This window comes from Pseudoduganella sp. (assembly GCF_041914865.1).
Classification (GTDB): domain Bacteria; phylum Pseudomonadota; class Gammaproteobacteria; order Burkholderiales; family Burkholderiaceae_D; genus Rugamonas.
In genome coordinates this window covers 21,736-43,448 of sequence record NZ_JAYSCO010000003.1, presented here as the reverse complement: position 1 = coordinate 43,448, position 21,713 = coordinate 21,736, and the positions used below count along the sequence as shown (strand labels likewise).

General features: G+C 65.6%; 23 protein-coding genes. 18 read left to right on the top strand and 5 right to left on the bottom strand.

Annotated elements, in window-relative coordinates:
* Positions 1-32: 32 nt before the first annotated feature.
* From ACE3TQ_RS02165 to ACE3TQ_RS02125, 9 genes are all read left to right on the top strand, one after another.
* Positions 33-836 (top strand): glycosyltransferase family 2 protein, encoded by an 804-nt coding sequence (locus ACE3TQ_RS02165; protein ID WP_374580274.1) that lies wholly within the window; start codon positions 33-35, stop codon positions 834-836.
* The gene (locus ACE3TQ_RS02160) at positions 833-1,219 is read left to right on the top strand and encodes a GtrA family protein (RefSeq protein ID WP_374580273.1); all 387 of its coding nucleotides are present in this window, start codon (positions 833-835) and stop codon (positions 1,217-1,219) included. Before ACE3TQ_RS02165 ends, ACE3TQ_RS02160 begins: the two co-directional genes overlap by 4 nt.
* Complete coding sequence (locus ACE3TQ_RS02155) at positions 1,216-2,154, top strand: glycosyltransferase family 2 protein (protein WP_374580272.1); 939 nt, start codon at positions 1,216-1,218, stop codon at positions 2,152-2,154. Before ACE3TQ_RS02160 ends, ACE3TQ_RS02155 begins: the two co-directional genes overlap by 4 nt.
* Complete coding sequence (locus ACE3TQ_RS02150) at positions 2,151-3,641, top strand: hypothetical protein (protein WP_374580271.1); 1,491 nt, start codon at positions 2,151-2,153, stop codon at positions 3,639-3,641. Before ACE3TQ_RS02155 ends, ACE3TQ_RS02150 begins: the two co-directional genes overlap by 4 nt.
* A gap of 69 nt (positions 3,642-3,710) precedes the next feature.
* Entirely contained in the window at positions 3,711-4,907 is a 1,197-nt protein-coding gene (locus tag ACE3TQ_RS02145; RefSeq protein ID WP_374580270.1) for an ATP-binding protein, read from the top strand.
* Positions 4,900-5,907, top strand: coding sequence for an ABC transporter substrate-binding protein (locus ACE3TQ_RS02140; RefSeq protein ID WP_374580269.1), 1,008 nt, complete (start codon positions 4,900-4,902; stop codon positions 5,905-5,907). The genes ACE3TQ_RS02145 and ACE3TQ_RS02140 overlap by 8 nt, the downstream gene beginning before the upstream one ends.
* Positions 5,908-5,909: 2 nt before the next feature.
* Complete coding sequence (locus ACE3TQ_RS02135; protein WP_374580268.1) at positions 5,910-8,438, top strand: ATP-binding protein; 2,529 nt, start codon at positions 5,910-5,912, stop codon at positions 8,436-8,438.
* Entirely contained in the window at positions 8,431-9,288 is an 858-nt protein-coding gene (gene sigJ / locus ACE3TQ_RS02130) for an RNA polymerase sigma factor SigJ (RefSeq protein ID WP_374580267.1), read from the top strand. The genes ACE3TQ_RS02135 and sigJ overlap by 8 nt, the downstream gene beginning before the upstream one ends.
* Before the next feature lie 86 nt (positions 9,289-9,374).
* A complete protein-coding gene (locus ACE3TQ_RS02125) occupies positions 9,375-9,818 on the top strand; it encodes a carboxymuconolactone decarboxylase family protein (protein WP_374580266.1) in 444 nt (147 codons plus the stop codon).
* 3 nt (positions 9,819-9,821) lie between these two features.
* Here ACE3TQ_RS02125 and ACE3TQ_RS02120 read toward each other — a convergent pair whose 3' ends face one another.
* From ACE3TQ_RS02120 to kynU, 5 genes are read right to left on the bottom strand one after another with little or no spacing between them, the layout of a single operon-like run.
* Complete coding sequence (locus ACE3TQ_RS02120; RefSeq protein WP_374580265.1) at positions 9,822-10,421, bottom strand: CHRD domain-containing protein; 600 nt, start codon at positions 10,419-10,421, stop codon at positions 9,822-9,824.
* Between the two features lie 36 nt (positions 10,422-10,457).
* Positions 10,458-11,012 (bottom strand): RBBP9/YdeN family alpha/beta hydrolase, encoded by a 555-nt coding sequence (locus ACE3TQ_RS02115; RefSeq protein WP_374580264.1) that lies wholly within the window; start codon positions 11,010-11,012, stop codon positions 10,458-10,460.
* The gene (locus tag ACE3TQ_RS02110; RefSeq protein WP_374580263.1) at positions 11,009-11,722 is read right to left on the bottom strand and encodes a ribonuclease; all 714 of its coding nucleotides are present in this window, start codon (positions 11,720-11,722) and stop codon (positions 11,009-11,011) included. The genes ACE3TQ_RS02115 and ACE3TQ_RS02110 overlap by 4 nt, the downstream gene beginning before the upstream one ends.
* Positions 11,719-12,561, bottom strand: coding sequence for a tryptophan 2,3-dioxygenase (kynA, locus tag ACE3TQ_RS02105; protein WP_374580262.1), 843 nt, complete (start codon positions 12,559-12,561; stop codon positions 11,719-11,721). The genes ACE3TQ_RS02110 and kynA overlap by 4 nt, the downstream gene beginning before the upstream one ends.
* Positions 12,562-12,566: 5 nt before the next feature.
* Positions 12,567-13,811: a kynureninase gene (kynU, locus tag ACE3TQ_RS02100; protein WP_374580261.1), complete on the bottom strand. Its 1,245-nt coding sequence runs from the start codon at positions 13,809-13,811 to the stop codon at positions 12,567-12,569.
* A gap of 633 nt (positions 13,812-14,444) precedes the next feature.
* Here kynU and flhD point away from each other — a divergent pair.
* From flhD to ACE3TQ_RS02055, 9 genes are all read left to right on the top strand, one after another.
* On the top strand, positions 14,445-14,762 hold the full coding sequence (gene flhD, locus ACE3TQ_RS02095; RefSeq protein WP_055936061.1) for a flagellar transcriptional regulator FlhD: 318 nt from the start codon (positions 14,445-14,447) through the stop codon (positions 14,760-14,762).
* Between the two features lie 10 nt (positions 14,763-14,772).
* Positions 14,773-15,324: a flagellar transcriptional regulator FlhC gene (flhC, locus tag ACE3TQ_RS02090; protein ID WP_374580260.1), complete on the top strand. Its 552-nt coding sequence runs from the start codon at positions 14,773-14,775 to the stop codon at positions 15,322-15,324.
* Positions 15,296-16,066, top strand: a complete 771-nt coding sequence (locus tag ACE3TQ_RS02085) for a class I SAM-dependent methyltransferase (protein ID WP_374580259.1) — start codon at positions 15,296-15,298, stop codon at positions 16,064-16,066. The genes flhC and ACE3TQ_RS02085 overlap by 29 nt, the downstream gene beginning before the upstream one ends.
* A gap of 95 nt (positions 16,067-16,161) precedes the next feature.
* Complete coding sequence (gene motA, locus ACE3TQ_RS02080; protein ID WP_374580258.1) at positions 16,162-17,022, top strand: flagellar motor stator protein MotA; 861 nt, start codon at positions 16,162-16,164, stop codon at positions 17,020-17,022.
* An 18-nt stretch (positions 17,023-17,040) separates the two neighbouring features.
* The gene (gene motB / locus ACE3TQ_RS02075; protein ID WP_374580257.1) at positions 17,041-17,973 is read left to right on the top strand and encodes a flagellar motor protein MotB; all 933 of its coding nucleotides are present in this window, start codon (positions 17,041-17,043) and stop codon (positions 17,971-17,973) included.
* Positions 17,974-17,984: 11 nt separating this feature from the next.
* The gene (locus tag ACE3TQ_RS02070; RefSeq protein ID WP_374580256.1) at positions 17,985-18,533 is read left to right on the top strand and encodes a chemotaxis protein; all 549 of its coding nucleotides are present in this window, start codon (positions 17,985-17,987) and stop codon (positions 18,531-18,533) included.
* A gap of 35 nt (positions 18,534-18,568) precedes the next feature.
* Entirely contained in the window at positions 18,569-18,934 is a 366-nt protein-coding gene (locus tag ACE3TQ_RS02065) for a response regulator (protein WP_028104148.1), read from the top strand.
* 14 nt (positions 18,935-18,948) lie between these two features.
* On the top strand, positions 18,949-21,192 hold the full coding sequence (cheA, locus tag ACE3TQ_RS02060; protein WP_374580255.1) for a chemotaxis protein CheA: 2,244 nt from the start codon (positions 18,949-18,951) through the stop codon (positions 21,190-21,192).
* The gene (locus tag ACE3TQ_RS02055; RefSeq protein ID WP_374580254.1) at positions 21,189-21,668 is read left to right on the top strand and encodes a chemotaxis protein CheW; all 480 of its coding nucleotides are present in this window, start codon (positions 21,189-21,191) and stop codon (positions 21,666-21,668) included. Before cheA ends, ACE3TQ_RS02055 begins: the two co-directional genes overlap by 4 nt.
* The last annotated feature ends 45 nt before the right edge of the window (positions 21,669-21,713 follow it).

Below are 21,713 nucleotides of genomic sequence, written 5' to 3'. Positions count from 1 at the left end.
TTCTTATTATTTTTTGTTGCTACTATCGGGGCATGCTCGTCTCCGTCTGCATCCCCACCTACCAGGGCGCTGCCTACTTGGGGCAGGCTATCGACTCGGTACTGGCGCAAACGCTGGGCGATTTCGAGCTGCTGGTGGTCGACAACCACTCCACCGACGGCACCGCGGAGCTGGTCGCGCGCTACAGCGATCCGCGCATCCGCTTCCTGCGCAACGAGCGCAACCTCGGCGCGGAAGCGAACTGGAACCGCTGCCTGCAGGAGGCGCGCGGGACCTACATCAAGCTGCTCCCCCATGACGACCTGCTGGCGCCGGACTGCCTGCGGCAGCAGGTGGCCGCGCTGGAGTCCGACCGGGCAGGGCGCCTGGCGCTGGCCTTCTGCGCCCGCACCGTGATGGACGGCGCCGGGCGGGCGCTGATGGTGCGCGGCTACGGGCGCGGCGGCGACGGGCCGGTGCCGGGCGCGCTGCTGCGCCGCCAGTGCCTGCGGCGCGGCACCAACCTGCTGGGCGAACCGGGCGCGGTGCTGTTCCGGCGTGAGCTGGCGCGGCAAGTGGGCGGCTTTGACGGCGAGATCGGCTATGTGATCGACCTGGATTACTGGTTCCGCCTGCTGCAGCATGGCGACGCCTGGTATTGCGCCGCGCCGTTGGCCAGCTTCCGCGTGACGCCCGGCTCGTGGAGCGCGCAGGTCGGGCGCAGCCAGGGCGAGGCTTTCCGCCGCTTCCTGCGCAAGGTGGGCGCGCGCGGCATCGACCTGCTGGCGGGCAGCCTGATGGCGCGCGTGAACAACCTGCTGCGGATGGCGTTCTACCGCTTCGGCGTGCGCGCATGAATGCGGCGCAGGCGCTGTGGCAACGGCGCTGGCTGCGCTTCCTGCTGGTGGGCGGGCTGAATACGGCCGCCAGCTACGCCGTGTATGCCGCGCTGCTGTGGGCGGGGCTGCCGTATGCGCTGGCCAGCCTCGGCGGCCTGGTGTTCGGCATCCTGTTCAGCTTTCGCACCCATTCGGCGCTGGTGTTCCGGCAGATGGGGGCGCGGCGCTTTCCGCGCTACCTGGCCGGCTGGGCGGTGCTGTATGGCGTGAACATCCTGCTGATCGGCGGCTGCATGCGCCTGGGGCTGGATGCGTATTGGGCCGGTGCCGTGGCGATCCCGCCGATGGCGCTGCTGTCCTACCTTGTGCAGAAGCAGTTTGTGTTTGGAGACCAGGCATGAGCGCGAAACTGGCAATCGTCGTCCCTTGCTACAACGAGGAAGAGGTGTTCCCGACCACCGTGGCGCGTTTGCTGGCGCTGCTCGACGGCCTGCAGGCGCGCGGCGCGGTGACGCCGGACAGCTTCCTGCTGTTCGTCGACGATGGCAGCCGTGACCGCACCTGGTCCCTGATCGAGGAATACACGGCGCGCGATCGCCGCGTGCACGGCCTCAAACTCTCGCGCAATTGCGGCCACCAGAACGCCCTGCTGGCCGGGCTGGCGCTGGCCGAAGCGGACGCCCTGGTGTCGATCGATGCCGACCTGCAGGACGACCCGGAGGTGATCGGCGCCATGGTCGCCAAATACCACGAGGGGTGCGAGGTGGTCTACGGCGTGCGCAATTCGCGCGCCTCGGACAGCGCCTTCAAGCGCCTCACGGCGCGCGGCTACTACCGCACCATGCAGCTGTTCGGGGTGGAGATCGTGTACGACCATGCCGACTTCCGCCTGCTCAGCAAGCGGGTGGTGGCGCACCTGCAGGAGTATGCCGAGGTGAATATGTTCCTGCGCGCGGTGATCCCGCTGCTCGGCTTCCGCAGCGGCATCGTCTACTATGAGCGTGCGCCGCGCTTTGCCGGTATCTCCAAATACCCGCTGCGCAAGATGCTGGCCTTTGCCATCACCGGCATCACCTCGTTCAGCGTGGCGCCGCTGCGCTTCATCACCTTGCTTGGCTTCCTCACCTTCATGTTCAGTTTTGTCATGGTGTTCTGGGTATTGTACGGCAAGCTGGCGCACGGGAATGTGATCCCGGGCTGGGCCTCGTCGGTGATCCCGATCTATTTCCTGGGCGGGGCGCAGCTGCTCAGCATCGGCGTGCTGGGCGAGTATGTGGCCAAGATCTACCTGGAAAGCAAGCGGCGCCCGCGCTATATCGTGGAGAAGCAGGTATGAGCGCGCGGCCGCAAGATTGGGCGCTGGGAGACGCCGACGCGATGCGCGGCCTTGGCTGGCTACGCTGGGCTCCCGCTTTGCTGGTGGCGCTGGCGGTAGCCTGCGGCGCGGCGGCCTGCTTCCTGTACACGCTGAACCACGACGTTGCGTACCTGCTGTATGCGGCCGGGCGCGTGCTGCGCGGGGCCACACTGTACGTGGATGTGCCGGAGATCAATCCGCCCCTCATTGTCTGGCTTAAACTGCCGTTGGCGTGGCTTGCGCTGCATACCGGCTGGCCTGATGCGCTGGTGCTGCGCTTGGCGGTGCTGGCCGCGGGAATGTTGGCGGTCGCCTGGTCGGCCCATTTGCTGCGCGCCCAACTGGCCGGCGGCTTCTGGTGGAGCTGGACGGCCGTGGGTGTGTTTGTGGCGCTGCTGCTGCCAGGGTATGAGTTTGGCCAGCGCGAACACTTGGCGCTGCTTTGCGGCCTGCCTTACCTGGCGGAAGCGGCCTTGCGCTGCAATCGGCAGCCGGCCAGTCGATCGACGCAGGTTGCGGCTGCAGTCCTGGCGACAATCGGCTTCGCCTTGAAGCCGCATTTTTTTGCTGTGCCGCTGTTGGTGGAGGTTTACGCGGCTTGGCGCCTGCGCCGGCTCTCGATGGGGTGCGTGGCGGCGGTGGCGCTGCTGGCGGCCTATCTGGCGGCAATCTGGCTGTTTGCGCCGCATTACCTTGACATGGTGCGTTTGCTAGCAACCGGTTATTGGGGCTTTTCGAAAGGCTGGGGCGCCTTCCTGACGGTGCCGTATTTCTACGCTACGGCCTTGCTGGTGCTGCTGGCATCGCTGGCTCGTCCGCGCGCGGGGGAGCTGCCGGCCGTCCTGCGGCTGGCGATTGCAGGCTTCACCCTGGCGGCCATCGTGCAGCAGAAGGGCTGGTCTTACCATTGGATAGGCGCCTTGTCGCTGGCCTGGCTGTTATTCGGCCTGGCCGCTGCCAGCGCTACGGCGCATCGCAGCGTGCGCGGGATGCCGCTCACGCCAGTCATCGTGGCGGGCGTGATGGCCTTGCTTTCGCTGTTTGCTCTGTTCACGGCGCGCGTGGAGGGGCGCAAGATTAATCCGCATCCGGACACGCTGGGGCCGGTCATCCGTGAGCTGGGGGGCGGGCCGGTGATCATCTTTTCTTCGTTTCAGGTGTCGTTCCCGCTGGTGACCGAGGCCGGTATCGGCTCCTCAAGCCGCTTCCCGACCATGACCATCGTGCAGGCGATGGAGCGCGGCGGCAACCGTGAGGCTGTGGCGTGGATACGTCGCGCGTTTGCGCAGGACTATTATCGTGCGCCGCCGCGCTTGCTTATCCAGGAGACCGGGCCGGATGGGCGCCCCGTCATTGACTTCGTCAGCTATTTCAACCGCGATGTGCCGGAGCTGCAACAGTACCGGCTGGTGCGCCGCACCCCGCGTTTCATGGTGCTTGCCGCCCCCGCCGCCGGGGCCCGTTAGATTTGGTGAGACTTTAGGCCGATTCCGAAGGTCATAATCCAAATCAACTCCCGCATCCGCGAGGATTGCATGACAGACGTTCGCAAGCTGCGTATCCTGATCGTCGACGACCAGAGCGCCCAGACCGGCGCTCTGTGCGACGTGCTGCGCCAGTATCAGTATGAGACGGACGGCTGCGCCAGCGCGGAAGCGGCGCTGGAACGGCTGCGGGCCGGCGCCTACGACCTGATGCTGTCCGACCTGAATATGCCGGGACTGGATGGCATCGCCCTGGTCACAGCCGCATTGCAGCGCGACCCGGACCTGGCCTGCATCATCATGACGGGCGAGGGCAGTATTGCCTCCGCCGTGCGCGCCATGCAGGCCGGCGCGCTGGACTACATCGTCAAGCCGTTCAAGGCCTCGTCCCTGTTGCCGGTGCTGGCGCGGGCCCAGGCCACGCGCTCGCTGCGCCTGGCCAACGCCGAACTGGAACGCCAGCTGCGCCTGAATGTGATCGAGCTGGCGGAAGCCAATTACCGCCTGGAACAGGCACGCACCGCCGCCGAGCAGGCCAGCAGCGAGAAGTCGCGCTTCCTGTCGAATATGAGCCATGAACTGCGCACGCCGCTGAACGGCATCCTCGGCTTCGCGCAAATCCTGGCGGCCGACAAGCTGCCGGCCACCCAGCTGGAAAAGCAGCGCTTCGCGCGCAATATCGTGCAGTCCGGCCAGCACCTGCTCAAGCTGGTCAACGAGATCCTCGACCTGGCGCGTATCGAAGCGGGCAAGGTGCCGCTGGCGCTGGAGGCGGTCGACCTGCCCACCGTGCTGCAGGAGTGCCGCATGATGGTCACGCCGCTGGCCAGCAAGCACGACGTCAGCCTGGGCTTTGCCACTGTGCCGCCGCTGCGCCTGCGCGCCGACCGTACCCGCCTGGTGCAGGTGCTGATCAATCTTCTATCCAATGCCATCAAGTACAACCGCGAGCAGGGCAAGGTGGCGGTGGCTTGCCGTGACGCGCAGGGCAAGCGCATGCGCATTTCCGTCAGCGATACCGGGCCGGGGCTGGAGCCGGACCAGGTGCAGCACATTTTCCAGCCTTTCAACCGCCTCGGGCGCGACGAGGAAGTGGAGGGCAGCGGCCTTGGCCTGGCGCTGACGCGGCGCGTGGTGGAAGCCATGCAGGGCGAGATCGGGGTGGACAGCACGCCAGGGCAGGGCAGCACCTTCTGGATCGAGCTGCCGCTGGCGCCGGAAACCTCGCAGCAGGTGCAGCATGCGTAGCCGCGCGCTGCAGGTGCTGGCGCTGCTGTTCCTGCTGCTGGCGATCGGCGTGGCCTGGCTGTGGCAGCAGCGCCGCCCGCCGGCCCTGGCGACCGAAAAGCTGGTGATCGCCGCCAACACCGAGTATGTCGGCGCCTGCGCGGTGGTGGCGGCGCAGCAGCGCGGCTACTTCGCGGCGCAGGGCCTGCAGGTGCAGGTGCTGCCTTTCTCCAGCGGCAAGGCGTCGCTGCAGGCGGTGGTGGAAGGCAAGGCCGACGTGGCGACGGTGGCCGATATCCCCATCGTCTTCGCCGCCATGGACGGCTTGCCGGTCAAGGTGCTGGCGACCCTGTTCCGCTCCGGCACGGACCATGGGATTGTCGGCCGGCGCGACCACGGTGTGGTGACGCCGGCCAGCCTGAAAGGCAAGCGCATCGGCGTCACGCAGGGCACCTCGGGCCACTTCACGCTCGACGTGTTCCTGAACTGGCAGCGCATGGAGGGGCGCGACGTCACCATGGTCAATTACAAGCCGGAGGAGCTGGGCCAGGCCTTGCAGCGCGGCGAGGTCGATGCGATTTCGGGCTGGGAACCGTTCCTGGGGGCGACGCGCAAGCAGCTGGGCGATGCGGCGGTCGCTTTCTCGGGCGAGCAAGCCTATGAAAGCATCTACAACCTGGTTGCATTGCGGCGCTACACCACCGAGCATCCCGCCGTGATTCAGCGCGCGCTGCAGGCCCTGCACGAGGCCTCCGCCTACTGCGAGCGCCAGCCGCAGGCGGTGCACGGCATGCTGCCCGCCACCGCGCGCCTGGAGCGGGCCGAAGTCCTGGCGGCCTGGCCGTCCTACCACTTCGGGCTGGAGCTGGACCAGTCGCTGTTGCTGGCGCTGGAAGACCGCGCCCGCTGGGCCATCCGCAACCGCCTGGCCGCTTCGCGCGAGATGCCCAATTTCCTCGACAACATGTACCTGGACGGGCTGGCCGGGGTGCGGCCGTCGGCAGTCACCGTCATCCATTAATCATGAAGATCATCACCCGCCTCAAATGGGCCCAGTGGCTTTGCCTGGCCGGCGCGGCGCTGGCCGTGCTGCTGATGCTGGGCGCCACGCGCCAGGTGCGGCAGGAGCTGCAGCGCAACGAGCGCGCCGGCGAAATCGTGTCGGGCGTGGTGTCGCTGCGCTATCTCTCGCTCGAATTCGCGCAGACTCAGGAGCGGCGCGCCCACCTGCAATGGCAGTTGCGCAAGGAATCGCTGCAAGGGCTGCTGCTGCGCGGCGATCTGTTCCGCGGCCGCGAGGAGGAGCGCCTGCTGCGGGGCCTGCAGCGCAACCTGCCGCTGCTGGCGCGCCACTTTTCCGAGCTGGTGCTGGTGCGGCAGGAGCTGCGCGGCGAACCGGAGAAGGCCGACGTGCTGCGCCAGCTCGAAGCGCGCCTGTTCGGCCAGCTGATGGCGCGCACCCAGGACATGATCGGCGATGCCGAGGAACTGGCGCGGCGCAGCCGGCAAGGCGTGCTGGCGGCGCAGCAGAGCGCCTCGATGGTGGCGGCCGGCCTCGGCCTGCTGCTGGCGCTGACGGTGCTGGGCACCCTGGCCATGACCATCCGCAGCGTGGCGCATCCGCTGGAACGGCTGCGCCGCGGCGCCGAGCAGGTCGGCGCCGGCAAGCTCGATTTCCGCATGAACCTGAAGGCGGTGGACGAGGTGGGCGACCTGGCGCGCGCCTTCGACACCATGACCGAGCGCCTGCGCAGCACCACCGTCTCGCGCGATGAGCTGGTGCACGCCAACGCCGCCCTGCACGACGAGATGGCAGTGCGCCAGGCCGCCGAACTGAAAGTGCAGGCGCAGCTGGCGCGTCTCAGCCTGCTGCACCAGATGACACGCTCGATCGGCGAGCGGCAGGACTTGCGCAGCATCCTGCAGGTGCTGGTGCGCAGCCTGGAAGACCAGCTGCCGGTCGATTTTGCCTGCGTCTTCCTGCTGCAGGACGGCGTGCTGGAAGCGAGCTGCGTCGGCCTGGGCAATGCCTTGCTGCCGGGCGATGCGGCGTTGAAAGAGGGCGCCCAGGTTTCGATCGACAACAACGGCCTGTCGCGCTGCGTGAAAGGGCAGCTGGTGTACGAACCGGACATCAGCGGCAGCACCTATCCCTTCCCGCAGCGCATGGCGCGCGGCGGCCTGGCCTCCCTGGTGCTGGCCCCGCTGCAGGCCGAGAGCGTGGTGTTCGGCGTGCTGGCGGTGGCGCGCGTGGCGCCCAATGCCTTTGCCAGCGGCGAATGCGAATTCCTGCGCCAGCTGAGCGAACATGCGGCGCTGGCGGCGCGCCAGGCCCAGTTGTACGGCGCCCTGCAGCAGGCCTACCACACGCTGCACGCCACCCAGCAATCGGTCACGCGCGAGGAACGCCTGCGCGCCCTGGGCCAGATGGCCAGCGGCATCGCACACGACATCAACAACGCCATCTCGCCGGTGGCCCTGTACACGGAAGCCCTGCTGGAAACGGAAACCGGCCTGAGCGCCGCCGGCCGCGGCAACCTGCAGGTGATCGCGCGCGCCATCGACGACGTGGCGGCCACCGTGGCGCGCATGCGCGAGCTGTACCGCCGGCGCGAACCGCAGGTGGAGCTGGGCGCGGTCAGCCTGAACGTGCTGGCGCAGCAGGTGGCCGACCTGACGCGCGCGCGCTGGAGCGATATGCCGCAGCAGCGCGGTGTGTTCATCAACATGAAGCTGGAGCTGGCGCCCGGCCTGCCGAGCATCATGGGCGCCGACAGCGAGATCCGCGAAGCGCTCACCAACCTGGTGTTCAACGCGGTCGATGCCATGCCGGACGGCGGCACGCTGACCCTGCGCACGCGCAGCACCGGCGAGCATGTGCTGGTGGACGTGGCCGACAGCGGCATCGGCATGGACGAAGCGACGCGCCGCCATTGCCTCGACCCCTTCTTCACCACCAAAGGGGAGCGCGGCAGCGGCCTGGGGCTGGCCACCGTCAATTCGATGGCCGAGCGCCACAGCGCCGTGGTGCAGGTGGAGTCGATGCTGGGCGCGGGCACCACGGTGAGCCTGGCCTTCCCGCTGCTGCAGGCGCATCCCGCCATGCCGCCGCTGGAAGCGCCGCCACCCAGCGTGGCCATTGCCGATTCCATGCGCCTGCTGGTGATCGACGACGACCCGGCGGTGCTGGCTTCGATGCGCGCCATCCTGCAGCGCGATGGCCACGAAGTGGTGGCGGCCGACGGCGGCGCCGCCGGCATCGAGCAATTCCGCCTGGCCCAGGCGGAGAGCCGGCCGTTCGATGCCGTGTTCAGCGACCTGGGCATGCCGCATGTGGACGGGCGCAAGGTGGCCGCCAGCATCAAGGAAATGTCGCCCGCCACGCCGGTGATCCTGGTCACTGGCTGGGGCCAGCGCCTGATACCGGAGGGCGACATCGACGCCAGGCCGGCCAGCGTGGACGAGGTGCTGAGCAAGCCGCCGCGCGTGCGCGAATTGCGCGAGGTCCTGCTGAAAGTGCAGAAGGTCGGGTATAGTCCCGTGCATGACTGACGAAATCACTTTCGCCGCGCACCGCGCGCGGCTGTTCGCCATCGCCTACCGCATGCTCGGCGTACGCGCCGACGCCGAAGACGTGGTGCAGGACGCCTGGCTGCGCTGGCAGGGCGCCGACACGCGCGGCCTGCAATCGGCCGAAGCCTGGCTGGTGACCGTGGTGACCCGCCTCTCGATCGACCGCCTGCGCGCCGCCATTGCCGAACGCGAAGCCTACGAGGGCCTGTGGCTGCCCGAGCCGCTGGTGGCGGTCGACGAGGAAACGCCGGAAGCCCAGGCCGAACGCGCCAGCGACCTGTCGCTGGCCTATATGTGGATGCTGCAGCGCCTCGGCCCGGAGGAGCGCGCCGCCTTCCTGCTGCGCCAGGTGTTCGACTACGACTACGCCGACGTGGCGCAGCAGCTGGGCAAATCGGAAGCGGCCTGCCGCCAGATGGTGAGCCGGGCCGGCGAGCGCGTGCAAAAGCCGCAGTCGCGCTTCGACATCCCGCCCGAAACCCACCGCCAGCTGCTGCAACGCTTCGTGCAGGCCGCCGCCACGGGCGAGAAGGCCGCCGTGCGCGCCCTGCTGGCGGAAGACCTGGAACTGGTGGGCGACGGCGGCGGCAAGGTCAAGTCTTTCGGCATCGTCATTACCGACCCGGACAAGATCGCCGCGCTGTACGCCGGCATGCACAAGCTGGGCGCCGTCGAGTACCGCCCGGCCCTGGTCAACGGCGAACCGGGCCTGCTGCGCTTCATCGACGGCCAACTGGAGTCGGCCCAGGGCTTCCTGAGCGACGGCCAGCGCATCACCGGCATTTATGTGGTGCGTAATCCCGACAAGCTGGCAGGGGTTTTGCGCTGAGCTGTCACAAACGGCAGGGCTGCCCCGTCTAATGGACAAGAAGGCCGCACAGTGCGGTCTTCATCCCCAGACTGAAAGGAAGCACCATGAGCACCCTGCGTTACAACTTCTACAAACTCGCCCCGAAATCGTTCCAGAACCTGCTGGCCCTGTCTGACGGCTTGAACCGCGAACTGCTGGGCCGCAAGCTGGTCGACCTGGTCCTGCTGCGCATTTCGCAGATCAATGGCTGCGGCTTCTGCATCGATATGCATTACCAGGACCTGCTGAAACTGGAGGTCGACCCGCGCCACGTGAACGCCGTGGCCGGCTGGCGCGAGGCCCCGTTCTTCTCCGAGCGCGAACGCGCCGCCCTCGAATGGGCGGAGCTGATCAACGCCATCCCGGTACGCGACCCGGATGACGCCGCCTATGCCCGCCTGCAGCAGCACTTCTCCGCCGAGGAAATCGCGGAACTGGGCTTTGTCGTGGCGGTCATCCGTTCCTGGAACATGCTGAACGTCGCCTCGCGCAACCCGATCCCGCGCTAAGCTTCATTGCGCCGGTGCACGCCGCCGGCGCAGCAGCAGGAGCAGGGGCAGGCCGGCCAGCAGCAGCACGGCTTGCCCAGGCTCCGGGATCGGCGCCAGGAAGCCGCGGATTTCCCCGCCCGGGTACTCGGTCGAATGGATGTTGAAGTAGGACGTGCCCGCTTCCAGCGCCGCCAGCAGGGCCGCTTCGGCGCCGGCCGTGGTGCCGCCGTGGTTGCTGATAAAGCTGGCGTTCCAGAACGACGCCAGCGAGGTATCGAATACGGCGGCATAGTTGCCGTCGGTGACGTCGGCCGGGAAGCCGGGGAAGGTGGGCAGCATCGTGGCCACGCCGGCCGTGCCGGTGCCGGGAACGGCCGTGCAGCAATGGATGTGGGCGGCGCCGCTATAGCCTTCCAGCCCGTGGAAGCTGGCGGCGATGCTGAGGTAGTGGGTGGCGATGTCGAAGACGACGTGCACGCTGCCGGTGGCAGGCGAGTCGTTGGGCGGGGCTTCCGCTGCACCGCTCAGGCTGGCGGCGTAGGTGGCGGGATCGGCCTGCGCGGCTGCGCAGCCAAACAACAGGGCTGCCGCAAGCAGCCCTTTACTCAGGTGGTTCTTCATATTGGCTCCTGGTTGTCCAGCGAGCCAATTGTCCGCTTAACGCTCGGTGGTGCGGCGCACGAAACCTAGCAGCAACTCTTCACCTTCCGGCCACGGGCCATAGCCGGCATCGCCATTGATGTGGCCGGCACCGCCGATCACATGCAGCTCGCTGCCCCATGCCTGCGCGAACAGGCGCGCGCGCTCGGTGCTGACGTAGATGTCGTTGCTGCTGGCCACCACGAGGGACGGGAAGGGCAGGCGCGCCAGCTGCATCGGCTGGAAGCCGGTGGTGCAGTCCGGATACGACGGCGCATCGACATCGCTCGGCGCCACCAGGAAGGCGCCCGCGATGCGCTGCGCGCCTTGCGGCGTCTGCGCATGCTGGGCGGCCCACCAGGTCACCAGGGTGCAGGACAGGCTGTGCGCCGCCAGCACCGGCGGACGCTCGCAGGCGGCGATGGCCGCATCGAGCTCGCGCACCCACTCCTCGCGGTCGGGCGTCTCCCAGTCGCGGTGCGGCGCGCGTTGCCAGCCGTGTTTTCGTTCCCAGTGGGTCTGCCAATGCTGCGGGCCCGAGTTCCACAGGCCGGCCAGGGTAAGGACGCTCATTTCACATTCTTCATGAGGAAGGTGGATTGGCCGCAGCTCTTCTGCGAATAGGCGATCGCCTCGCTTGAGCAGCTGCGCGATTTGCCATCCTTGGCGTAACAGACGCGCGCCTCGCGCAGGAAGCGGCCGCCGGAACCGCACACCGGCAGCACCGAATCCTTGGCCAGCCAGGGATTGGCCTTATGGAACTCGGCCTCGAACTGGCCGGGCGACACGCGCACCGGCTGTTGCGGCCGCGCGAAAGCGGCCGGGATCTTCAGCCCGTCCTTCAGCTTCGCGCTCAGCGCCAGGTAGTCCTGCGGCGCCAGGCCGGAGCAGGTGCCGTGCTTGTTCCACTCGTGGTGGAGCAGCTTGGGCGAGGCGTAAATGCCTTCATACTGGTCGCGCAGGTGGGCTGGCATCTTCACGCGGCCGCAGCTGGCCGGGTAGCCGCGCTCATGCTGGGGCCACAGCCCGTGCAGCACGAAGCCCAGCTGGCGGCCGGTCGCGCACTGCACCGGATCGTTGCCGCCGCGGCCCGCGCAGTATTCCGGCGACCACGACAGCGACAGCACATAATGGTCGAAGACGCCCGGTTGGTCGCCGCCGTTGCCGCGCGCCTGCGCCGGCGCCCCGCACAGCAGCGCCGCCGCAGCGAGCGCAATGGACAGGCCGCGCAGGGCGGCGGGCGCTTTGCCTGGCACGGACTGGATGGCGGTAGTTGTGTTCATAGTGCGGTCCTCAGCGCGAACAGTTCGGGGAACAGGACAACGTCCAGCATTTTACGCAGGTAGGACACGCCAGCCGTGCCGCCCGTGCCCGTCTTGAAGCCGATCACGCGTTCCACCGTGGTGACGTGGCGGAAGCGCCAGAAGCGGAAGGCGGTTTCCATGTCCACCAGTTTCTCCGCCAGTTCATACAGGGCCCAGTAGCGCGTGGTATCGCGGTACACCTCGAGCCAGGCGTTCTGCACCGACTCATTGGCCACGGTCGGCTGGGTCCAGTCGCCGTCCAGGCGCGCGGCGTCGATCTGCAGGCCGCTGCGCGCCAGCAGGCGGATCGCCTCGTCGTACAGCGATGGCGCGCGCAGCGCGGTGTCGAGGCGGGCGTGCGCTTCCGGCACCTGCTGGTGCACGGCCAGCATATTGGCATTCTTGTTCCCGAGGATGAACTCGATCTCGCGGTACTGGTGCGACTGGAAGCCGGACGACGACGCCAGGTAAGGGCGGATGGCGGTGTACTCGGGCGGCGTCATGGTCGCCAGCACGTCCCACGCATGCACCAGCTGGTCCATGATGCGCGCCACGCGCGCCAGCATCTTGAAGGCCGGCGGCAGGTCGTTGCGGCGGATATGGTCGCACACCGCGTGCAGCTCGTGCAGCATGAGCTTCATCCACAGCTCGCTGGTCTGGTGCTGCACGATGAACAGCATTTCATTGTGGTTGGGCGAGAGCGGGTGCTGGGCGCTCAGGATTTTCTCCAGCCCCAGGTAGTCGCCGTAGCTCATGGACTTGGAGAAGTCCATCTGCGCGCCATGCCATTCGGCGCCGGTTTTCTTTTGTTCGGTCATGATGTTCAGGTTACTGCGCCGCGCGCGGCGCTGATATCGTAGGCTTTATCGTCCAGGATCTGCTTCAGGATTTCCACCGCATCCCACACGTCGGCGAAGCTGGTGTAGAGCGGGGTGAAGCCGAAGCGCATGATTTCCGGCTCGCGGTAGTCGCCGATCACGCCGCGCGCGATCAGGGCCTGCATCACGGCGTAGCCGTGCGGGTGGGTGAAGCTGACCTGGGAGCCGCGCTGCGCATGCGCGCGCGGGGTCACCAGGCCAAGCGGGTGCTGGGCGCAGCGCTGCTCCACCAGCGCGATAAAGAGGTCGGTCAGGGCCAGCGATTTGGTGCGGATGGCCTGCATATCGGTTTGTGCGAACACGTCCAGGCCGCACTCCACCATGGCCAGCGAAGTGATCGGCTGGGTGCCGCACAGGGCGCGCCCGATGCCGCTGGTCGGCGCAAAGTCGGGCGCCATGGCGAACGGGTTGGCGTGGCCCCACCAGCCGGACAGCGGATGGCTGAACTTTTCCTGGCGGTGTCGCGGGACCCAGATGAAGGCCGGCGCGCCGGGGCCGCCGTTCAGGTATTTATAGGTGCAGCCAACCGCGTAGTCGGCGCCGTCGCCGTGCAGGTCGAGCGGTACAGCGCCGGCCGAGTGTGCCAGGTCCCATACGATCACCGCGCCATGCTGGTGGGCGAGGGCGCTCATGGCGGCCATGTCGTGCTGGTAGCCGGTGCGGTAGTTGACGTGGGTCAGCATGACGACCGCGGTATCGGCGTTGATGGCGCTGGCCAGCTGCTCGGGGCTGTCGACCAGGCGAACTTCATAGCCGCGCTCAAGCCAGCTGGTCAGGCCCTGGGCCATGTAGATGTCGGTCGGGAAATTGGAGCGCTCGGTGATGATGGTTTTGCGGCCGGGTGCGGCATGGGCCTGCTCGTGCAGGGCGGCGGCCAGCGCTTTGAACAGGTTGATGGAGGTGGTGTCGGTCACCACCACTTCGCCGTCCCTGGCGCCGAGCAGGGGCGCCAGCCGGTTGCCCAGGCGTTTCGGCATCTCGAACCAGCCGGCCGTGTTCCAGCTGGTGATCAGGTCTTTGCCCCATTCCTTGGCGATGACCTCGGTGGCGCGGGTGAGGGCGGCCTTGGGACGGGCGCCCAAAGAGTTGCCATCCAGATAAATGACACCGGCGGGCAGGTCGAACTGCTCGCGCAGCGGCGCCAGGGTGTCCGCAGCGTCGCGGGCCAGGCAGTCGGGGCGGGAAATCATGGGGGTTTCCTTGAGGCTTAAAGAAAGTGAGATTGTAGCAACGTTTGGCGTGGTTAAACCCGGTAAACCTGGGTCGGACCCAAGGGTCCGACCCGCCCAGCGCACGCTGCCCAGCCCGGGTCAGACCCTTGGGTCTGACCACGCCTCACCGGGTTTGCGATCCAAGCCATTGATTTATAAGGGTAAAAAAATTTTTAAAAATTTTTCCAAAAAACCCTAAAGTTCCCCGAAAGCCTGCCGTTACCGTTTTTAGAAGCCCGGTAAAAGGCTTGCTGTTCGGCAGTTTGGGTTGGTCGAAAAAAATTTAAAATTTTTTGCGTAAAACCCTAAAGTTCCTCAAAACCCTGCCGTTACCAGTTCAGATGTCGCAAAAAAGCATCTCCGCGCCATCGCATTTTTACCCTCGGCTCCTGACTTTTCGGCGAGCCTGAACGCCCCGCAAACCCGCACCAATACTGGTGTTGCCCCTCTATGGGCAGAGCTCTGTAGGACAAAATCCTACGGGGTCACTTCGTCTATTCCCGACCAAAAATACGGATTCCCGCCTCTTTGTGGTTTTAAGCCCGTCCAGCAGAATGTGTCTCAACGGCAACGAACATTTGCGTTGCAAGCTGAAACCGACAGGAGATGGACATGACTGCAAACGATATGATGGCTGAAATCCGCGACGCGAACCTGAGCTACCTGATGCTGGCTCAGCAGATGATCCGCGCCGACAAGGTCACCGCAATCTTCCGCCTGGGCATTTCCGCCGATATCGCCGACCTGATCGAAGGCATGAGCAATGCCCAGATCCTGAAACTGGCGGGCGGCAATATGATGCTGGCGCGCTTCCGCTTCGACGACAGCGCCATCCTCGGCATGCTGACCAATTACAATAAGGACCGTTCGCTGGCCCAATCGCACGCCGCCATCCTGATGGCTGGCCAGGCTGTCGAAGAAATCGCCTAAGGAGCGCATCATGACCAAGAAGAGTGTGGTGACCGAAGCGCAGGAAATCCAGCTGGCCATCGAGCTGATCAACCTGGGCGCCCGCCTGCAGCTGCTGGAAACCGAGGTTTCGCTGTCGCGCGAGCGCCTGCTCAAGCTGTACAAGGAGCTGAAAGGCGTGTCGCCGCCGAAGGGCATGCTGCCTTTCTCGACCGACTGGTTCCTGACCTGGCAGCCGAATATCCACTCTTCGCTGTTCATGAATATCCACAACTTCCTGGTCGAGCATGCCGGCGCCAGCGGCATCCAGGCCGTGATGAAGGCTTACCAGCTCTACCTCGAGCAAATGCCGCCGGCGCCGGGCGAGGAGCCGCTGCTCTCGCTGACCCGCGCCTGGACCCTGGTCAAATTCGCTGGCAGCAATATGCTGCAGCTCAAGCCTTGCACCTGCTGCAAAGGCAAGTTCGTGGTCGATGCCATGGACCTGAACCGCGACTACAAGTGCGGCCTGTGCCACATGCCTTCGCGTGCCGGCAAAACCCGCAAGGCCAAGGATGCCGCCAGCGAAGCGCTCGCCGCTTAAGATTCCCGCCCTCCAGGCGCTGCTGGTCCAGGCCGGCGCGGTGCTGCCATGCGCCGCGCTGGCTGTTGCCGCTGATATGGCCGGCATCGGCCTGACCCTGCTGCATGGCGCGCTGCTGCAAGGCGTGCTGGCGGCGGCCCTCAGCTGGAAGCTCGGGCTGGCGCGCTGGTGGCTGCCGATCCAGCTGCTGTTCCCGCTGGCCGTGCTGGCCGGACTGGCCCTGCACCTGCCGCCATGGCTGGCGGGCGGCGCCTTCCTCATCCTGCTGGGCTGGTACTGGTCTACCTACCGCACCCAAGTCCCATACTACCCCTCGCACCGCGCCGTCTGGCAGGCGCTGCTGGCGCAACTGCCGCCGGGCAGGGCCTGGCGCGTGATCGATATCGGCAGCGGCCTGGGCGGCTGCGCGCTGCACCTGGCGGCGGCGCGGCCCGAATCCACGGTGACTGGTATTGAACTGGCTCCCGTTCCGTGGCTGGTCTCGCGCCTGCGTGCGGCGCTCACGGGCAGCCGCGCGCGTTTCCTGCGCGGCGATTACGAGCAGCTCGACTTTGCCGATTACGACCTGGTGTTCGCCTACCTGTCGCCGGCCGCCATGCCGGCCCTGTGGCGCAAGGCGCAACGCGAGATGCGTCCAGGCACTTTGTTGGCGAGTTATGAATTTGGGATTCCCGCGGCAAACGGCGTCAAGACCATCCTTACCACAGAGGGTGGGCCGCCACTCTATATAAGAGAGATTTAGAGGCAGTTTTCCTTGCCGCAGAGGCGTCTTCACGTTATTGTAGTTCCACTGTGGAATATTATTGCTTTTAACTAGCTTTCGAGGAGTTCGCGCGCTTGTTAGTCATCATCGGATACGTCATTGTCGTCGCGTCGGTTTTCGGCGGCTTCGCACTGAGTGGCGGTCACCTGGCCTCCCTGTTCCAGCCGCTCGAACTGCTGATGATTGGCGGTGCGGCAGCTGGCGCCTTCTTTGTCGGTAACAACGGCAAGGCCATCAAGGCGACGCTGGGCGCCATTCCCGGCCTGTTCAAGGGTTCGCGCTACACCAAGGACCTGTACATGGAGCTGATGTCGCTGCTGTTCGACGTCCTGTCCAAGGTACGCAAGGAAGGCTTGATGTCGATCGAAGGCGATATCGAAAAGCCGGAAGACAGCCCGCTGTTCAGCAAATATCCCTCGGTACTGGAGGACCACCATATTGTCGAGTTCATGACCGACTACCTGCGCCTGATGGTGTCGGGCAATATGGATGCCTTCCAGATTGAAAACCTGATGGACAACGAAATTGAAACCCACCACCAGGAAGGCCACGTGCCGGCCCATTGCATCGCCAAGCTGGGCGATGGCTTGCCGGCCTTCGGTATCGTGGCGGCGGTGATGGGCGTGGTGCACACCATGGAATCGGTGGGGATCCCGCCGTCCGAGCTGGGCATCCTGATTGCCAAAGCGCTGGTCGGTACCTTCCTCGGTATCCTGCTGGCATACGGTTTCGTCGGACCGCTGGCCAGCCTGCTGGAGCAGAAGCTGGAGGAGTCGACCAAGATGTTCCAGTGCGTGAAAGTGACGCTGCTGGCCAGCCTGAATGGTTACGCCCCGGCCCTGGCAGTGGAATTTGGCCGCAAGGTGCTGTACTCGACCGAGCGCCCGAGCTTTGCCGAGCTGGAAGAACATATCAAGAAATCGAAGTCGAAGTAATGGAAGCGAGGACCAGCCATGGCTGAAGAAGGCCTGCGGCCCATTGTCGTCAAGAAGATCAAAAAAGGCGGGGGCGGCCATCACGGCGGCGCCTGGAAGATCGCTTACGCCGACTTCGTGACGGCGATGATGGCCTTCTTCCTGCTGATGTGGCTGCTGGGCTCGACCACCAAGGGCGACTTGAACGGTATTTCCGAATACTTCAAGACGCCGCTGAAAGTGGCCATGCAGGGCGGCTCGGGCAGCGGCGACAGCTCCTCGGTGATCCAGGGCGGCGGCCAGGACCTGTCGCGCAAGACCGGCCAGGTGAAGATGGCGGAGGACCCGCAGCAGAACAAGACGTACAACCTGGACGCGGCCAAGAAGGCGCTCGAGGCGGAAGAAAAATCGCGCCTGCAGGCCCTGCGCGCCCGCATCGAGATGACCATCGACACCAGCGCCGAACTGAAAAAATTCAAGGAACAGCTGCTGCTCGATTTCACCAGCGAAGGCTTGCGCATCCAGATCGTGGACTTGCAGAACCGCCCGATGTTCACCTCCGGCAAGGCTGACCTGCAACCGTATGCGCGCGAGATCCTGGAAGCGATCGCGCCGGCGCTGAACGATGTGCCGAACAAGATCGGCCTGTCCGGCCACACCGACTCCACCCCGTATTTCACGGAAACGGGGTACAGTAACTGGGAGTTGTCGGCCGACCGTGCCAATGCCTCGCGCCGCGCCCTGGTGCACGGTGGCCTGGCCGACAACAAGATGCTGCGCGTGGTGGGCCTGGCCGGCGCCGCCCACCTGGACCGCCAGGACCCGTTCAACCCGATCAATCGCCGTATCAGCATTATCGTGATGAACAAGAAGACGGAAGAAAACGTGCTGCGTGACGGCGGCAAGCTGCAGATCGGCGGCGAAACGGATGCGGTGCCTGCCGCGGCCCCAGCCCCGGCCGGGAAGAAATAATAGAGACAGTTATGACAAGAAAGAAAATCCTTGGCTCCCATGTGAAACGGCTGCTGTCCGGTGTGTCGGACCATGGCCGGCGCCACCTGACGGAAGTCGAGACCGACCTGCTGCAGACCAACCTGCTGCTGGAGGAAGCGATTGACAAGCTGACCCGCAACTTCATGGCGATCCATGAGGCGGTCAGCGCGCAGCAGGCGACCATCGAGCTGCTGCTGCAGGGCGGCGAGCCTTCGCCCGAGGACAAGGCGCGCCTGAAAGAGATGAACGAGCAGGTGAGCGGCTATGTGAACGCCGCCATCACCAGCATGCAGTTCCAGGACATGACCAGCCAGCTGATCGACCGCACCTTGAAGCGCGTGACCGGCCTGCGCGAATTCCTGGGCACCCTGGGCGCGCACGGCGCCGAAGTGGTGCCGGAATCGGGCAGCGACGAGATTGTCGACCTGCTCAGCAAGGTCAGCATGGCGCTGGCGATCCAGAGCCTGGAGCTGCGCAGCGTGCTGCGCAAGGCGGTCAGCCAGAAGCACCTGGAAAGCGGCGACATCGAACTGTTCTGAATACGATAAAAAATTTTACTTAGTGAGATAAAAAGATGGCTAAAACAATTCTTGCAGTCGACGATTCCAGCTCGCTGCGCCAGATGGTGGCATTCAGCCTGAAGGCCGCTGGCTACCAGGTGGTGGAAGCGGTCGACGGACAGGACGGCCTGGAAAAGGCCAAGCTGCAAACCGTGGACCTGGTGCTGACCGACCAGAACATGCCGCGCATGGACGGCCTGCAGCTGATCAAGCTGCTGCGCGAGCAACCGGCCTATGCCAAGGTACCGATTTTGATGCTGACCACCGAATCGTCCGATGAGATGAAAGCCAAGGGCCGCGCTGCCGGCGCCAACGGCTGGCTGGTCAAGCCTTTCGACCCGCAACGTCTGATTGAGGTAGTGAAGAAGGTCATTGGCTAATTAAGGGGTATGGCATGACCATCGATATTAGCCAGTTCTACCAGGTCTTCTTCGACGAAGCGGAAGAACTGCTGGCTGAAATGGAGCGTCTGCTGCTGGGCGTCGACGTCGCGTCGCCCAGTGAAGAAGACTTGAATGCGATTTTCCGCACCGCGCACTCGGTGAAGGGCGGGGCGTCGACGTTCGGCGTGACCGACATGAGCGAAGTCACGCACGTGCTGGAGACGCTGCTGGACCGCATCCGCAAGGGCGAAATGGCCCTGACCTCGACCCACGTGGACGCCTTCCTGGCGGCCAAGGACATCCTGAAGATGCAGCTGGACGGGCACCGCCTGGGCAGCGCGGTCGACCAGGAGGCGGTGGGCGACGTGCGCATGATGCTGCAGGAGCTGGCGCAGGACGTGCACATCGAGGCGATGGCGCCGGTGGCGCCGGCCTTCAATGCGCCGGAAGCGCAGGCGGTCGACCACAGCGGCGGCAAACGCTACCGCCTGGAGCTGCCGCCCATGGTGCACCGCGAGGTGGAAGCGCTGGCGGCCGAACTGGGCCTGATGGGCCATGTGGAGCTGATGCCGCTGGACGCTGAGCGCCACGCGATGATCGTCACCACCCACGAATCGCTGGACGATATCGTGGCGATCTGCTCGTTCGTGATCGACGCCGACCAGATGCAGGTGAGCGAACTGCCGGCCCTGACCCCGACCCAGGCCGCGCGCGAGAATGCCGAGCGCGCGCGCAAGGAAGCGGACATGGGCTACGGCTTCTTCGACCCGCTGCCGTCCGGCGGCGGCGCCGCCCCGGCGGCTGCGGCGCCTGCCGCGCCGGCGGCGGACGGCGAAGGCTACGGCTTCTTCCAGCCGCTCGATGAAATCCGCGCCAACGCGGCGGCCGGCGCCGACGACGCGCGCGGCTACGGTTTCTTCCAGCCGCTGGAAGTGATCCGCGCCCAGGCCGGCATCAAGGATGCCGCGCCGGAAGCGGCCAAGCCAAGCGAGGAGCAGGAAAAGAAAGCGGCGCGCCGGGAGGCCGAAAAGGCCGCCCACGCGCCGGCCGGCGCCGAATCGTCCTCGATCCGCGTCTCGGTGGAGAAGGTCGACCAGCTGATCAACCTGGTGGGCGAGCTGGTGATCACGCAGGCCATGATCGAGCAGCGCGCCGGCAGCCTCGACCCGGTGCTGCACGAGAAGCTGATGAGCGGCATCTCGCAGCTGACGCGCAACACGCGCGACCTGCAGGAATCGGTCATGTCGATCCGCATGATGCCGATGGACTTCGTGTTCTCGCGCTTCCCGCGCATGGTGCGCGACCTGGCCACCAAATTGGGCAAGAAGGTCGAATTCGTCACCAGCGGCGCCGCCACGGAACTGGACAAGGGCCTGATCGAACGCATTGTCGACCCGCTGACCCACCTGGTGCGCAACTCGATCGACCACGGCATCGAGATGCCGGACGTGCGCAAGGCGGCCGGCAAGGGCGAGACCGGACGCCTGTTCCTGTCCGCTTCGCACCAGGGCGGCAGCATCATCATCGAAGTGTCGGATGACGGCGGCGGCTTGAACCGCGATAAGATTTTGGCGAAAGCGCGCCAGAATGGCCTGCCGGTGGCCGACAATATGAGCGATGCCGACGTCTGGCAGCTGATCTTCGCGCCGGGCTTTTCGACGGCCGAACAGGTCACCGACGTCTCCGGCCGCGGCGTCGGCATGGACGTGGTCAAGCGCAATATCACCGCCATGGGCGGCACGGTCGACATCCGTTCCGCCAAGGGCTTTGGCACCACCATTTCGATTTCGCTGCCGCTGACGCTGGCCATCCTGGACGGCATGCTGATCCAGACCGGCGACGAGGTGTATATCCTGCCGCTCGGCTTCGTGCTGGAGTCCTTGCAGCCGGCGCCGGAGGACGTGAAGGAAATCAGCGGCAAGGGCCGCGTGATCAAGGTGCGCGGCGAATACCTGCCGCTGGTGCCGCTGTACCAGATTTTCGACATCGAGCCGCGCTACACCGACCCATGCCAGGGCATCCTGGTGATCGTGGAAACCGAAGGCAAGAAAGCCTGCCTGTTCGTGGACGAACTGGTCGGCCAACAGCAGGTGGTGGTGAAGAACCTGGAATCGAATTACCGCAAGGTGACCGGCATTTCCGGCGCCACCATCCTGGGCGACGGCGGCGTGTCGCTGATCCTGGACGTGACGGCGCTGGTGCGCTCCTCGCGCCAGCTGGTTGACGAATCGAATTTAGTGAAGGAAGAACCATGAACGAAGCAGAAAATGCAGGCACTGCCGCCAAGGAGTACCTGGCGTTCAAGCTCGGTGCCGAGGAATACGGCATCGACATCCTGAAGGTGCAGGAGATCCGCGGCTATGAAGCGGTGACCCGCATTGCCAACGCGCCGGAGTTCATCAAAGGCGTGATCAACCTGCGCGGCATCATCATCCCGGTGGTGGACATGCGCATCAAGTTCAAGCTCGGCGAGCCGGTCTACGACCAGTTCACCGTGGTGATCATCCTGAACATCAACGGCCGCGTGGTCGGCATGGTGGTCGATGCGGTGTCGGACGTCACCTCGCTGACCGAAGAGCAGATCAAGCCGGCGCCGGACATGGGCACGGCCTTCAGCTCGGAATACATGATCGGCCTCGGCACCATCGATGAGCGTATGCTGATCCTGGTCGACATCGGCCGCCTGATGTCCAGCCCGGAAATGGGCTTGAGCGAAAAACTCGCGGCTTGATCCGCACCCCGGGGTGCACCCCGCGCACCGGTTATAAATACAGAC

Coding starts and splice junctions, on each gene's coding strand:
- ACE3TQ_RS02165 (WP_374580274.1), top strand. CDS start 33: ATGCTCGTCTCCGTCTGCATCCCCACCTACCAGGGCGCTGCCTACTTG.
- ACE3TQ_RS02160 (WP_374580273.1), top strand. CDS start 833: ATGAATGCGGCGCAGGCGCTGTGGCAACGGCGCTGGCTGCGCTTCCTG.
- ACE3TQ_RS02155 (WP_374580272.1), top strand. CDS start 1,216: ATGAGCGCGAAACTGGCAATCGTCGTCCCTTGCTACAACGAGGAAGAG.
- ACE3TQ_RS02150 (WP_374580271.1), top strand. CDS start 2,151: ATGAGCGCGCGGCCGCAAGATTGGGCGCTGGGAGACGCCGACGCGATG.
- ACE3TQ_RS02145 (WP_374580270.1), top strand. CDS start 3,711: ATGACAGACGTTCGCAAGCTGCGTATCCTGATCGTCGACGACCAGAGC.
- ACE3TQ_RS02140 (WP_374580269.1), top strand. CDS start 4,900: ATGCGTAGCCGCGCGCTGCAGGTGCTGGCGCTGCTGTTCCTGCTGCTG.
- ACE3TQ_RS02135 (WP_374580268.1), top strand. CDS start 5,910: ATGAAGATCATCACCCGCCTCAAATGGGCCCAGTGGCTTTGCCTGGCC.
- sigJ (WP_374580267.1), top strand. CDS start 8,431: ATGACTGACGAAATCACTTTCGCCGCGCACCGCGCGCGGCTGTTCGCC.
- ACE3TQ_RS02125 (WP_374580266.1), top strand. CDS start 9,375: ATGAGCACCCTGCGTTACAACTTCTACAAACTCGCCCCGAAATCGTTC.
- ACE3TQ_RS02120 (WP_374580265.1), bottom strand. CDS start 10,421: ATGAAGAACCACCTGAGTAAAGGGCTGCTTGCGGCAGCCCTGTTGTTT.
- ACE3TQ_RS02115 (WP_374580264.1), bottom strand. CDS start 11,012: ATGAGCGTCCTTACCCTGGCCGGCCTGTGGAACTCGGGCCCGCAGCAT.
- ACE3TQ_RS02110 (WP_374580263.1), bottom strand. CDS start 11,722: ATGAACACAACTACCGCCATCCAGTCCGTGCCAGGCAAAGCGCCCGCC.
- kynA (WP_374580262.1), bottom strand. CDS start 12,561: ATGACCGAACAAAAGAAAACCGGCGCCGAATGGCATGGCGCGCAGATG.
- kynU (WP_374580261.1), bottom strand. CDS start 13,811: ATGATTTCCCGCCCCGACTGCCTGGCCCGCGACGCTGCGGACACCCTG.
- flhD (WP_055936061.1), top strand. CDS start 14,445: ATGACTGCAAACGATATGATGGCTGAAATCCGCGACGCGAACCTGAGC.
- flhC (WP_374580260.1), top strand. CDS start 14,773: ATGACCAAGAAGAGTGTGGTGACCGAAGCGCAGGAAATCCAGCTGGCC.
- ACE3TQ_RS02085 (WP_374580259.1), top strand. CDS start 15,296: ATGCCGCCAGCGAAGCGCTCGCCGCTTAAGATTCCCGCCCTCCAGGCG.
- motB (WP_374580257.1), top strand. CDS start 17,041: ATGGCTGAAGAAGGCCTGCGGCCCATTGTCGTCAAGAAGATCAAAAAA.
- ACE3TQ_RS02070 (WP_374580256.1), top strand. CDS start 17,985: ATGACAAGAAAGAAAATCCTTGGCTCCCATGTGAAACGGCTGCTGTCC.
- ACE3TQ_RS02065 (WP_028104148.1), top strand. CDS start 18,569: ATGGCTAAAACAATTCTTGCAGTCGACGATTCCAGCTCGCTGCGCCAG.
- cheA (WP_374580255.1), top strand. CDS start 18,949: ATGACCATCGATATTAGCCAGTTCTACCAGGTCTTCTTCGACGAAGCG.
- ACE3TQ_RS02055 (WP_374580254.1), top strand. CDS start 21,189: ATGAACGAAGCAGAAAATGCAGGCACTGCCGCCAAGGAGTACCTGGCG.